The sequence below is a fragment of the Rivularia sp. UHCC 0363 genome (genome assembly GCF_034931125.1).
Lineage (GTDB): Bacteria > Cyanobacteriota > Cyanobacteriia > Cyanobacteriales > Nostocaceae > Rivularia.
In genome coordinates, this window is the sequence record NZ_JAYGHM010000042.1 from 55,061 (window position 1) to 68,659 (window position 13,599).

The 13,599-nt window shown below is 41.1% G+C and carries 9 protein-coding genes and 1 pseudogene; 6 read left to right on the forward strand and 4 right to left on the reverse strand.

The features are described 5' to 3' along the window. Window positions 1–582 precede the first annotated feature (582 nt). A complete protein-coding gene (locus VB797_RS22130) occupies window positions 583–1,965 on the forward strand; it encodes a carotenoid oxygenase family protein (protein ID WP_323239900.1) in 1,383 nt (460 codons plus the stop codon). Between the two features lie 224 nt (window positions 1,966–2,189). Next, window positions 2,190–3,290 carry a S1C family serine protease gene (locus VB797_RS22135; protein ID WP_323239901.1) on the forward strand — a complete coding sequence of 367 codons (1,101 nt, stop codon included), beginning with the start codon at window positions 2,190–2,192 and terminating at the stop codon, window positions 3,288–3,290. Between the two features lie 304 nt (window positions 3,291–3,594). Here the strand turns inward: VB797_RS22135 and VB797_RS22140 are convergent, their stop codons facing one another. Then, window positions 3,595–3,900 (reverse strand): DUF4090 family protein, encoded by a 306-nt coding sequence (locus VB797_RS22140; protein WP_323239902.1) that lies wholly within the window; start codon window positions 3,898–3,900, stop codon window positions 3,595–3,597. A 175-nt stretch (window positions 3,901–4,075) separates the two neighbouring features. Between VB797_RS22140 and VB797_RS22145 the strand changes: the two genes are divergently transcribed. Next, the gene (locus VB797_RS22145) at window positions 4,076–4,453 is read left to right on the forward strand and encodes a hypothetical protein (RefSeq protein WP_323239903.1); all 378 of its coding nucleotides are present in this window, start codon (window positions 4,076–4,078) and stop codon (window positions 4,451–4,453) included. Window positions 4,454–4,490: 37 nt separating this feature from the next. On the opposite strand, the gene VB797_RS22150 is transcribed toward VB797_RS22145, so the two are convergent. The 3 genes from VB797_RS22150 to VB797_RS22160 all read right to left on the reverse strand — a co-directional run bounded on the left by VB797_RS22150 (window position 4,491) and on the right by VB797_RS22160 (window position 8,361). After that, a complete protein-coding gene (locus VB797_RS22150) occupies window positions 4,491–4,754 on the reverse strand; it encodes a hypothetical protein (protein WP_323239904.1) in 264 nt (87 codons plus the stop codon). A 110-nt stretch (window positions 4,755–4,864) separates the two neighbouring features. Continuing rightward, complete coding sequence (locus tag VB797_RS22155) at window positions 4,865–8,008, reverse strand: phosphoenolpyruvate carboxylase (protein WP_323239905.1); 3,144 nt, start codon at window positions 8,006–8,008, stop codon at window positions 4,865–4,867. Between the two features lie 119 nt (window positions 8,009–8,127). Then, a complete protein-coding gene (locus tag VB797_RS22160) occupies window positions 8,128–8,361 on the reverse strand; it encodes a hypothetical protein (RefSeq protein ID WP_323239906.1) in 234 nt (77 codons plus the stop codon). A gap of 239 nt (window positions 8,362–8,600) precedes the next feature. On the opposite strand from VB797_RS22160, the gene VB797_RS22165 reads away from it, so the two are divergent. The 3 genes and pseudogenes from VB797_RS22165 to VB797_RS22175 form a co-directional block, all read left to right on the forward strand. After that, entirely contained in the window at window positions 8,601–11,507 is a 2,907-nt protein-coding gene (locus VB797_RS22165) for a DUF1574 family protein (protein ID WP_323239907.1), read from the forward strand. 222 nt (window positions 11,508–11,729) lie between these two features. Beyond that, the gene (locus VB797_RS22170) at window positions 11,730–13,232 is read left to right on the forward strand and encodes an MBOAT family protein (protein WP_323239908.1); all 1,503 of its coding nucleotides are present in this window, start codon (window positions 11,730–11,732) and stop codon (window positions 13,230–13,232) included. 196 nt (window positions 13,233–13,428) lie between these two features. Next, window positions 13,429–13,599 (forward strand): annotated as a pseudogene (locus tag VB797_RS22175) (photosystem II q(b) protein); the annotation flags it as partial.

A 13,599-nucleotide genomic window follows, 5' to 3' on the forward strand; every position in this document is an offset into this window, starting at 1 on the left:
CCCTACTCCCTACTCCCTACTCCCCTCCTTGCCTTTTACTTACTACTCCTCATTGAAACGGAATGCTTCATTTTGCACAAATTATTATTTATGCAGTTAGAAATAGTCAGCAAAGCGTAAAGATATATCAAAATTAAAAGCCATTTAAAAGTCGATACGGATTTAATTCTTGCCATTTTGTTCCACAATAAGACATAAGCATTTTTTCGTAGAGAGGAAAGCTGGAGATGAATTTAATAGATTGTATTTTACTAACCTTTGTCAATGCTGTTATCTGTCTTGTATTTCCCAAACTGATATCTTCAGCATTCGGCGTGAAAAGCAAATCAGCCGTTCTTCCTGAAGCTAGTGTTGCTTTAAAAGAAGCCAACTAAAACGCGGTATATTATATCGGGGCATCTTTGTCTACCCCAAATTTTATCAGTGAGTGATTTTTGGCAATTTTGCAGCAGTTAATCTTGGACAGTTGCTCGCACTTAACAGCGAAAAATATAAATTAGCATTCCCAGATTCATCCGCAAGGTTAATCTAAAATCAAAAATTAAAAACTTAAAATAGATTAACCTTTAATTTTCAACCAAAATGGTAACAGCAGCAGTAAATCCCTTTCTTGATGGTAATTTCGCTCCGGTACGTGAAGAAATCACCGCTGACGACCTGAAAATAATTGGTGAATTGCCTCCCGATTTATCCGGGATGTTCGTGCGGAATGGTCCTAATCCTCAATGGCAACCCAAAGGACAGTATCATTGGTTTGATGGTGATGGAATGCTGCACGGTGTAAGAATTTCTAATGGTAAAGCCAGCTATCGCGATCGCTACGTGCGAACAAAAGGATGGCAAATCGAACATGAAGCCGGTAAAGCCGTGTGGAGTGGATTATTAGAACCGCCGCAAATGGACAACCCCGAAGGTGCATATAAAAACGTTGCAAATACCGCGCTTGTATGGCACGCAGGGCAATTTTTCGCACTTTGGGAAGGAGGTGCGCCTTATGCTATCAAAGTTCCAGAATTAGAGACTATTGGTGAATATACTTACAACGGCAAGTTACAATCTGCTTTTACCGCACATCCTAAAGTAGACCCAATTACGGGTGAAATGATGTTTTTCGGTTATTCCTTCGCTCCGCCATATCTGCATTACAGTGTAGTTTCAGCAGAAGGCGAACTTATGAAAACTGTACCCATTGAATTACCGATGGGAGTAATGATGCACGATTTCGCCATCACCGCCAACTATACAATATTTATGGATTTGCCCATGACATTCAATCCTATGCGGATGCAGAAAGGCGAACCCGGTTTAAAATTTGAGAAAGATAGAGCCAGTCGTTTCGGTATTGTGCCACGTCACGGTGATAATAATGATGTGCGCTGGTTTGAAACTCCCGCTTGTTTCGTATGGCATACCCTCAACGCTTACGAACAAGGAGATGAAGTTATACTTTTGGGTTGTCGAGTGAATTCAGCAAATATGTTTGCTACCGAAGATGTTGAAAGCGATTCACAAAGCAATATTCCTAGAATGCACCGTTGGAGATTTAACATGAAAGATGGTAGCGTCCGCGAAGAAAGCTTAGACGATGCAGCGTCAGAATTCCCCCGCATCAACGATAATTTTTTAGGACAACCAACCCGCTACGGTTACGCTGGCAAAATAGGACAAGGTTCATTTGAAGGTATAATTAAATATGACCTGAACAGCGGTAAATCTCAAAGTCATGAATTTGGCAAAGATCGTTGTGGTGGAGAAGCTGTATTTGTCCCTCGTGGAAATGGTGAAGATGAAGGTTGGGTGATGACATTCGTGTATGACTCCAGCAAAGACACATCTGAATTAGTAATTGTAGACGCTCAAAATATCACCTCCGAACCAGTTGCGCGGGTATTGATTCCGCAACGAGTACCTTATGGTTTCCACGGTGATTGGATTAGTGAAGAGAAATTGCAGAAGTCGAAGTGATAGGTAGTACAGATAACTGATGTAGAGACGTTGCAGTGCAACGTCTCTTTGTATTTTAGGTTTTAACTAATCCGCCAGCAAGATAGAAACCTGATAATTTCAGTTAAGTGTATTGACTGGTATTGCTCCAAGTTATATGGTCAATTAAATTACCTTTTATGATTCAGTTTTAAATTTCGTCTTGACCGCTGACATAGATTCTATGAAGTAAATGTGAAGTTATTATGAACGGAAAGTTATTTCGATTTAGCGGTCTGTCACTGTGTATTTTATTTAACTTATTAACTGTAACAGCCGTTGAACAACTGTTATCCGATCGCGGAAATAAATTAGCTTATTCCAACCGTGCGATAGCGCAAACAGCCGAAGAGCAGATTGCTCGCAGCGTGTATAAAAAAGTCAGTCCGGCAGTTGTGACGGTTAAAGATGGTAGAGGACATGGAAGCGGTTTTGTTGTTAGTCAAGATGGATTGATTGTGACCAACGCTCATGTTGTGGAAGGAAGTCCCAGTGTAGTAACGGTTGAATTTAAAGATGGAAAGCAACTTCCCGCTGACGTGATGGGTTTTGCTAAAGGAGGATTAGATTTAGCAGTGTTGAAAATCCACAATCAGAAGAACCTGCGGACAATTGCATTAGCTTCAAATGGTAGTACTGAAGTTGGCGATCGCGTTTTTGCTCTTGGTTCACCTCTCGACCCCGAATTTAAAGACACGTTTACCCAAGGAAACATCACTCGCATCAATAACGATGGGGAGGTTCAACACAATGCACCTATTTACGGTGGGAATTCTGGGGGTCCTCTGCTTAATTCCAAAGCTGAAGTAATAGGTGTAAATACATCGATTATTGGCTCACCAGGAAAATTAAATACAGGGATGAATTTTTCGATTCCGGTATCTAATATACGGTCATTTATAGCCGCAGCAAGCAAAAAAGATTTATCAACAGTTTCGACTTTAACCAAACCACAACAGCGAGAATTTACTGCTATTTCGCTTAACGGTCAAATCATCAATGACAAATTAACAAAAGATAATAGCTTTGTGAATTTGTATGTTTTTCGGGGTAAAACAGCACAAAAAGTAGTGATTGAAATGACAAGTAAAAGCATGAATCCGGCTTTAGCTTTATATCAGCTTGTTGAGACATCTGAAGGTAATCAAGCAAACAAAATAGTTGAAAACGATGATAGGGGTGCGGGTGATTTTAACTCTCGAATTGCAACAACTTTACCAGCAGATGGAATTTATGTAATAGAAGCGAAATCTTCCGCAGGTAGTCAATCGGGTGATTATAGTTTGCAAGCCATTGTTAAGCCTTAGAAGAAATTATCGGGGTGTTTTGTAATCAACCACATCCGCCCTCACCCTCGAAGGGTGGGGCTACAGATACGAAGCCCACCTGCGTGGGCTTAATTAGTCCGCGCAGGCGGACTTTGCCTGTGTAGCCGCGATTTTAATCGCCGGGTATTCTCCGAAAAATAATGTTGACACACGTTCACGAAGTGTGCGCTCCGGACACAGTGTGCCATAGGCATTATATCTTGTCTCTACAAGATTTCCGAAGATGTCTAATAACGATTTAATCAAAAAATGAATAAACCCGATTTCTCATGTGTTAATTATCTTACTTTCCACCGTAGTAAAAAGCGATTTCCTTATCCTTCAAAGGTGCAAAATCAGCTTCTTCAAGCATTTGATTAAGTTCAGCTTGAGAAATATGCTTAGCCCCAATTCTCACAATACGAGACCTCATAGTGTTTTTTACGCCACTACGTTGTCTATCGCCCTCTAACGCCATAACTTTATGATATAAGTCCAACTTAGTCGGTTCAATAGTCGAACCATCTAAATCAATTCCCTTGGCAATAGCTTCATCAACAGCATCAGCACCCTTCGTTGACGGATTCACTTGGTTCGCTTCAACAGTCATAGCAAATCATTATTATTCTTGTAACTAAATCTTACCAATTTACGGTACCTTTGCTTACCATTTACCTTTAACTTTCAAAATGAACCTTGAGATGCCGTAAATTTTCGTATGCGCTTGTCATCTATAAGGCTTATAGTTTAATCTCAAAGTAATGCTGTCGCAATATGGTGACACTATGTCAGAGCATCGTATTCCCGAACAAAAAAATCGTCGATTAGAAAGAGCTTTAAGCAATACAATTGTAGACAAATGTTTTGAAGACTCTGAAAGCTGGCTGCGAGCTATCTTACGGATGTGTATCTTCTCGTTAGGCTATATAGATTCCGAGCCAGTGTTTATCGTTGAATGTCCCAACCAAGCTGTAGCAAAAAGATTAAGTCGCAAAACTTATCCTTTTAGAGACATAGTGTACTATTTTACCGATAATCTTCAAGCTAGCGAGCGGAGCTTATTTTGCTATCAAGAATCAAAAGGTTCGTGGCAATGTTTCGACACCAATAGCAATTCTTGGAAAAATTGGAATAGTCTACAAACCTCACACCGCTTGAATTGAATAATCCAAAATCCAAAATTTTATAACTCCTAACTCCTTACTCCTTCCGAGTTACTAACCCCCCAAAAAAGGCACCCAAGACACTTCCAGTCCAAATTCCTGTAGTGCTACCTTGCCACATTGCACCGGGTGCCACCACTACTTTACAGCCAGCTTTAAATAATTCCCAACGTTGGTTTTGACAGTTTTGCCTGTGAGCTTGTACACTCATTTGTCCCCCAACATAACCGCTGAAAAAGCCAGATGCAAGGGCTAGGAAAGTGCAAATTAGTAATCTTTTTTGTGATGATTGTTTAGTCATGATGGGGTAATGGGGGATGGGTATCAATAACCGCGAGCAATAAATTTATAAATTCTTACTTCTCACTCTTAATTCTTTCCCAACTACCAACTACCAACTACCAATTACCATCAACCAGTATTTCTCATCCCAGCAGCAATTCCATTGATAGTTAACAGCGCACCTCTGAGCAATTCTCCTTTGCTGTAACGCGAGTGAATTACTCCAGAAATGGCGTTGGTTTTGCTGTCACGCAGACGCTTAAGTAAGGATACCTGGATAAATCCTAAAGGTACAATAGTACCATTTCTCAACTGTACCGAACGCTGCAAAATTGGGTCTCCATCCAAAAGTCTTTCGCTTTCGGTGATTTGTAAAACCAAATTTTTTGTCAGGTAGTATTCGCTGGAAATTTGGTTAAATACTCCATAAAAGCGCTGCTTATCTTCAGGTTTGGATAGCTCTTCTACATAGTGTCGTGCCATTTGTAAATCGACTTTTGCTAAGGTCATTTCTACTTTGGAAATTACCATTTTGAAAAATGGCCACTTCCTGTAAAAGCAACGTAATAGCTGTATGTGATCGTCGGGGGCTTCGTTCAAAAATTCCTGCAAAGCTGTGCCGACTCCGTACCATGCAGGTAGTAAAAATCTGGTTTGCGTCCAGCTAAATACCCAAGGAATCGCTCGCAAACCACTTAAGCCTTTGTTACCTGATGGACGACGGGCTGGACGAGAACTGATTTGTAACTGACTAATTTCTTCTATGGGCGTAACTTGATGGAAAAAATCAATAAAATCGGGCTGCTCGTAAATTAAATCTCGATAATGGGCCCGCGATCGCGCTGATAATTCTTCCATAATTTCGTTCCAGGGTTCGATGTCGTCAAACCCCGCACTCAGCAAGCTGGCTTGAATTACGGCAGTGGTGATGGTTTCAAGATTGTACAGTGCTAAGTTAGGTAAGGAATATTTGGAAGCTAAAACTTCTCCTTGTTCGGTAATTTTAATCCGCCCGTTAATACTTTTACCTGGTTGCGCCAAAATTGCCTCGTAAGCCGGACCGCCACCACGTCCTACGGAACCACCACGTCCGTGGAATATTCGCACGCTTAAACCGTATTCTTCGGCTATTTGCTGCAATGATTTTTGGGCTTTGTGAATCTCCCAATTACTGCTCAGAAAACCTGAGTCTTTATTACTATCGGAGTACCCCAACATAATTTCTTGTAAGTTGGGATTCATCGTAGAAGCCGAGGAAGCGGAAAATGTCCCTTTTACCTTCTTGATGTCCTTTTCCCCTTGTCTGTGGACACTTTCCTCAACAGGGGAAACTACCGCAGGTCTTTGTCCTCCCTCTATCCCCTTGTCTTCTCCTTCAAACGCATACCCTCCCGCAAGTAATGCGCGATATAAAGGAAGAGAAAACAGGTCTCGCATGACTTGTCTGGAGCGCTGTAAGTCTTCTACTGTCTCAAACAAAGGAACTACTCGGATTGTACCGATCGCTGTTCCGGGGTCGTAAAGTCCTGCTTCTTTAGCCAATAGCAATACTTCTAGTACGTCGCTGACCGAGCAACACATACTAATAATATAAGTTTGGCAAATATTGCGGCCAAATTCTTGCTGTAGCGATCGCAATACACGTATGGTTTCTACAACTTCGTTGGTTTTATCTCCAAATGGTAACTGTGCGGGAATTAGCGGTCTTCTAGTTTGCAGTTCGGTTACTAACCAAGCAATTTTCTCCGCTTCGGGTAATTCCTCGTAATTTGTCTCTAGAATTCCCAGATATTCTAAAATTTCGGCGATCGCGCTGCTGTGACGGGTTGACTCTTGCCGAATATCTAGTTGTGTCAAGTTAAAGCCAAAAATTTCAACCTGAGTCAGGAGATTTTCTAACTGCTGACACTTTAAACCAGTTTCTGATAAGTTGCGCTGAATTAACCTTAAATCTGTTAAAAACTCTTCTACACCACGGTAAATTGGCGCTTTGTCGTCTTTGATAATCTCGCGCTTCCACAATGCTGAATTGCGATCGCGGGTATTTTCCAGTCGCTTAACCACATAAGCGAGTTTCAAACGATAAGGTTCCTGACGATAGCGTAAAGCCAGTGCATCATAGACTCCGCTCATCTGGGACTGTTCGATTTCCAGCGATTCTAATAAGTCGGGTAGAACATCGCTCCAGTGCAGCGACACGCTCAATAATTCAATTAATGACTTAGCGGATTCGATGTATTTTTCTAACACCATATGGCGTTGATAACAAGCCGTTTGCCAAGTTATTTCTGGAGTTACCGATGGATTCCCGTCGCGATCGGAACCTACCCAAGAACCAAATTGACAAAAGCTTTTAATTGGTGGATCAAGTCTAGGAAAGGTTAAGTTTAAAGCATGCTTTAGGCGCTCGTATAACTGCGGAGTCGCATCAAACAGTACGGATTGAAAGTAGTGCAGCGCATAATCTACTTCATCAAGTACGCTGGGTTTAAACTGATGCAGTTCATCGGTACGCCACCATAACCGAATATCCTCAAGTAACTGACTGCGAAGTTGGGTTGTTTCCCAAGAATATCCTCCTGCGGTCATGTTACCAGAGCGCTTTTCTGATACATCGAGTTTTTGCAGCAAATCTACCACTCGTCGCTGTTTATCTCGAATGGTTGGACGGACAATTTCAGTTGGGTGAGCTGTAAACACTAAACGCACGTCCAATTGTGCAATTAAGCGTTGAATTTGTCCCGGTGGTACGTTTAATTTAAATAACTTGGGGAATAGTTCGGCAAACGTTCCTTTGTCTTTGACATTAGGTTTAGCTTGCCAACTTTTGACTAATAAATCTGCATTTACTCTGTTGTTAAGATGAACTTCTTGCTGGTGATTGCTCGAATAAATGATATTCGATAAATCTGTTTCCCCAGTTTCCCCATCTTCTTCGTAGCGAGTCAATTGCTGCTGCTGTTCGTAGTCTTGTTCTACGATATTGATCAACTGGAAATACAAAGCAAATCCACGAGCTGCCCTAATTGCTTCGTTAATACTTAATTGTTCAATTAAACTCGATACTGAAGCAGCTTGATTGTCAGTTGCTTGTCCTTCTGGAGAACATAAATCGCGTAACTGTTTGAGGAGATCTACCATTTGTTGTCCGCATTCTTCGCGGAGAACCAGTTCCCACATTTCCTCAACGATTTGTAAGCGATGGCGCAAAAACAAATCTGATGCGGTATAGATATTTACAGCCGGAGTCGAAGGGTATAAAACGGTACTCATATCCTCGCTTAGTAATAGAACTGATTACTGTTTATGATTTTTTCGTGGTTCTGCACCCACATATAATAAATTTTCCATTCCTCAGACGGGTTAAGACTTCTTATACTGCGTATACGGCTTTAATCTGCCTTTTTTGAAGCTGGAAAATCAAGTATGGGTAGGCGTTCGCCCCGAAATAATTCTTCGCTGGCTTGTCCTACGGCTATGAGTGCTTCTCGCGTAGCTTTTTCTGCTAATACTAATGTTAGGACAGAAACGGTACCAGCTTGCAAGATGACAGACTGGGGAATTGAAAATAGACCTAAATTTAATTCGGTTTTGGATGACTTAAAATTAACAGATTCAGGTGACATAGATATTTTTTACGATGCAGTAAGATAAGTTAAATAAAACACAAAAATTCACAACTGGAGAACTATAAATTTCTTTACTCCGTTAATATAGGCAAATAAAATCGTCAACGGTCAAACCAGAAAAACCAATAAGAGAACAAAAGTGTTAAAAAAAACTTCGTAGCTGAATACTTCGATGGTTCTAGTTTACTAGCTGTCGCCGTTTCCGCGTCTGCTCAATTCCTTTTCGTCCACTTACGATGAAAACAGCCTTTATAGAAACCCAACAATCATTAGCACAGTGGGTAAGCCAAGCAACAGGAATAAACTCTTTGGGGGTAAAAGTCCGGTTGCGAGGAAATGACCTGCACATCCTTTGCGAATCACAGTCAGGACCCCCTCGTTGGCAAACTTTGTCCGATCTGCTCAAAGCACTACAGCAAACTGATTTAGATGCTTTAGCAAAAAGCGAACAATCTTCAATATACCAAGTTTTCGTTTACGGAAAGAAAAAAAGCGAAAAACGCCCCGAATGGTGCCATAAGGTTTACTTAAATCAACTTGATAAGCACTTAGAAGAGGTAAATAATGCGCTTTTAACAGCCCATACCCCGATCGATCCGACGGTCGCGTTAGTCGTATCGAACGAAAGCTTAGCCAGCCAAGGAGACCCAAATGCAATTGCTCGCTATCTCAGTGAAACTCTGAGTACTTTGGGTGTAGCAGTTCAAGTCAAAGTCAGAAAACAAAAGCCATCAGACCGCATTCCTCAAAATAAAAGCCGTTTGTGGGTTTTTTGTCAATCAAATTACACCCCAGACCCATCTTTAATTGCTGAACCTGTAGCGGCTAAATTACGACATCTCAAACTGTTGGGCTATCAAGATGCAGTTATTTCTACACAAGTTGTTGGGGAAACTCAGCCAGATTGGCTGCTGCTGATCGATCTAACACCCCCAGAAATGATGCTCAAAGAATGGGCAAGATGGGGAGATGTACAAGCAATTGCTAAACTTTTAAATCTTGGATTTGCTGATTCTAAAGTCAAGGTGCAAGCTTCTTTACAAGATTCAACGCTACATATTTTTTGTACAACCGCTTCTAAATCTCCTGGTGAAGCGATTCCAGCAAAAACATTGTGTTTGGATAAAATTGTTCCCACCCTAGAAGCTTTAGCTCCTCAAGGGATATTATCCGCAGCAATTTACGGACAAGAAATTTCATCTTCCGAACCCGCTTGGATTGATTGGCTGTCTTTACCGGCTAAGGAACATCCAGCTTTAGCAACACCACCGATTGAATTAGCTAGTTCCGGCGATATTGAAGCAATTACTTTTTTACTTCAGCGTTTGCTCAATCCCAATTTAGACAGACGTTTAAAAACCGGCGGTATTCGCGTAATTTTGCTGCGTAAGCAGGATTTATTACACATCATGTGCGATGCTCCAGTTTGTCCGGCACGCAAACAGGTAGCTCCCAAAGTTATTCATTTTATTAAACATTTGCAGTTAACTGAACTTGCAGGAGTACGAGTATATGGACGACGTGCTGGTAACAAAAAGCCATTTTGGCAGTCAGGTACAGATTTCCAGGAGCGTCAAAGAGTAGTACCAGAAGCAACTCCAGAATTTGCTGCAACTTCCGCTTACGTACAGGAATTATTACCAAGTAATAGCGAAACCGTATTACGACCCGATTTAACTGCCGAAGAAGTCCATTCATTTGTTGCTGACATCGCCAAGGATTGGGGTGGAAGCGTCAAAAACTGGTTTTTAAGAACCCAGTTATTCGTTGAAAAACAGCCAATCCAGCCAAATACAGATAAAGTCCGTCGCCTTGCCTTAATTTGGGGTAGCCTGGGATTATTGTTGAGTTTACAAACTGATTGGTTATTGGGTCAAATTTTAACAACCTTCGTACCCCCAACACCAATAGTTCAATCGCAGCCCACCACAGCCACCGAAGAAACAAGAACAGCATTTCTCGCAAACACCACTGAAGAAAAATCCAATCCAAACTCAAAAGTATTTAACGATTCTGGTTTTACTAGTAAAGAAAAATCCGACCGAGGTAAAGCAACAGCAACGGCCATACTTTTAGCAGCGCGATCGCCACTTCCTAGTTTTAATGCTCGTCAGCTAGACGAACAATTGGCATTATACAAACAGCGTCTTGTAAAAAATGGTGCGCCACCGGATGTATTAATTATCGGTTCCTCCCGTGCTTTACGGGGTATAGACCCAGATGCGCTGTCTAAAGGTTTAGCTACAGAAGGTTATCCAGATGTTGATGTGTTTAATTTCGGTATTAACGGTGCAACAGCCCAAGTTGTAGATTTTCTGATTCGTCGCGTACTCCAGCCATCCGAATTACCGCAGACAATTATTTGGGCCGATGGTTCTCGTGCTTTTAATAGCGGTAGAGGAGATAGCACCTTTGAAGCGATCGCCGCATCACCCGGTTATCAATATGCTCTCAAAACATCTTTAGCCATTGACTCTACAAATCCGCCCAAAACCTCTAAAGAAGCACAAATTGCCAAAAACAAAAGTAATGGCTATGAAATTATCAACGAAAAGCTAAATCAAGGATTCGCTACTGTTTCAAGATCTTACAGAACACGCGATCAATTAAAAACCCAAATTAACCAGATATATAAATCTTTACCCATAATTAGCGCTTTGAAGAAAGATTCTCCAAGCTATTCAATAAATCCTTCAGATGAAGCTGACAACTACGCAGTAGACTTCGATGGATTTTTACCTTTATCAATCCGCTTCGATCCCAATACTTATTATCAAAAACACCCAAGAGTTGCGGGTAATTACGATCAAGACTATCAAAATTATGATTTAGTTGGCGAGCAAAACGCCGCCTTACAGGCATTACTCAACTACACAGAATCTCGAAATATAAATGTAGTGTTCGTAAATATGCCTCTGACGGCAGATTATTTAGATCCAGTACGTAAAAAATATGAACAACAATTTGAGGAATTTATGTTGAGTTTTGCCAGTCGCTCTAATTTCGTTTACCGAGACTTAAGTCAAATATGGCTTGAAGCCAACGATTATTTTTCCGACCCCAGTCACCTCAATCGTTATGGCGCATACGAAGTATCCAAAAAACTCGCCAAAGACCCAATGATTCCTTGGAGTGGGAAGTGATGAAGAGATGGGGGGATGGGGGGATGGGGAGACAAGGGGACAAGGAGACAAGGAGAAGTTAGGAGTTAAGAATTAGGAGTTATAACTTCAAAACTACTCCCTACTCCCTACTCCCTATTCCCTATTCCCTATTCCCTACTCCCTACTCCCTATTCCCTATTCCCTATGCCCTACTCCCTATTCCCTATGCCCTACTCCCTATGCCCTATTAATAATTAACCAATGAATTTCATTTCGTTTGCATACGGACTATTTTTATTAAGTGTACTGGGAATTTATTGGTCTGTAGAACAACAAAGGTTGCGACTGTGGACTTTATTGATTGCCAGCTTAATTTTTTATGCGTCTAACCAAATTTATTATGTACCGCTGTTATTGACGCTAATTTATATAAATTTTCGTTTGGGGTTAGCCCTCGGACAAAATACTTCACCTGGAAAGCATACTCTTGATTGGCGAATTTCTAATCAACAATGGCAATTTGCTCAAGCTGATTGGAACCGTCATCGGTTGAAGATTCTATGGCTGGGTATTAGTTTAAATGTTTTGCTGCTGTTTGGGTTCAAGTATTTGCTGCCTTTGTTTAATTTCTTCAATGACCGCAGTATTAGTCCTACAAGCGCGAATGCTTTTAAATCAATTGCACCTCTAGGAATTTCATTTTTTACTTTTGAGTGTATAGCTTATCTAATAGATGTTTATCGTGGCGCACCTGCTGCGGAGCAGTTTATTCAATTTGCTAGCTACAAATCTTTCTTTACTAAATTGATTTCGGGTCCGATTACTCGCTACCATAATTTGGCAAATCAATTTAATACCCTTAAGTTTCCTGCTGCCGAAACTATCGCTGAAGGACTATGGTTAATTGCTAGGGGTGCGGCAAAAAAAGCTCTATTAGCAGATAATTTAGGAATTTTTGTCGATTTATCTTTCAGCAGTTTACAGAGAGCGGGTAGCCTCGATTTATGGCTGGCGACCTTTGCTTATGGCTTACAGCTATATTTAGATTTTAGCGGTTATGTGGATATTGCTCGCGGTAGTGCTTTGCTCTTCGGTTTAGTATTGCCAGAAAACTTCAATCATCCTTACTTCAGTACCAGTATTGCCGACTTTTGGCGGCGCTGGCACATGACTTTAGGAGATTGGCTGCGTAACTACCTTTATTTTCCTTTGGGAGGTTCCCGTAAAGGTTTGGCTCGCACCTGCTTGAACTTAATGATTATCATGCTTCTCGCCGGAATTTGGCACGATGCGGCATTAGGATGGGTTGTTTGGGGGGCATATCACGGTTTTGCATTAATCGTACATCGTTTGACTGACGTTGTTAGCGATCGCATCGAACCTCTAGAACATTTTTGGCAAAATCCCGCCGGGGTCGTATTAGCTTGGCTGCTTACTCAATTAATGGTTTTCACCTCATGGATATGGTTCCGCTTACCTAATTTACAAGATTCTTGGTTAGTAATTACCCACTTATGGGGTCGTCCTGCCGATTCACAATTTGCTCAAAAAGTCTACGTAGAAGCTCTTAATATAAGTCAATATCAATTAGCTGCTTTATTAATTGGTATTGCGATCGTCATGGGTATAAGCTACGCCTTCAGTAATCGTCTGAAACTACAGCTTAATTGGCATTTAAAACTTCTATTCATCCCATTATGTCTCTGGGCAGTTTGGGTTTTAGCCCCCGAAGGTCGATTACCTTATATATACTTTGATTTCTAAATTGGGGAGTAGGAGAAGTTATTACCTTTGACCTTTGACCTTTAACCTATGCCTACATAAGTTTTAATTATAGTTGCAATAACTAATATATATTTAAGCAGATGATCCTAAGTGAATGGACTGATGTATAGTAGTAATAGCAGGCAATAAAAATAACGCCTGATTATAAAACAAATAAAACGCAATTATCCGAACCATGACAACCACATTACAAAGACGCGAGAGCGCCTCCGCATGGGAGCAGTTCTGCGGGTGGATCACCAGCACCAACAACCGTTTATATATCGGTTGGTTCGGTGTCTTGATGATCCCTACCCTACTAGCAGCTGTTACCTGCTTCATCATTGCATTTGTTGCAGCACCTCCA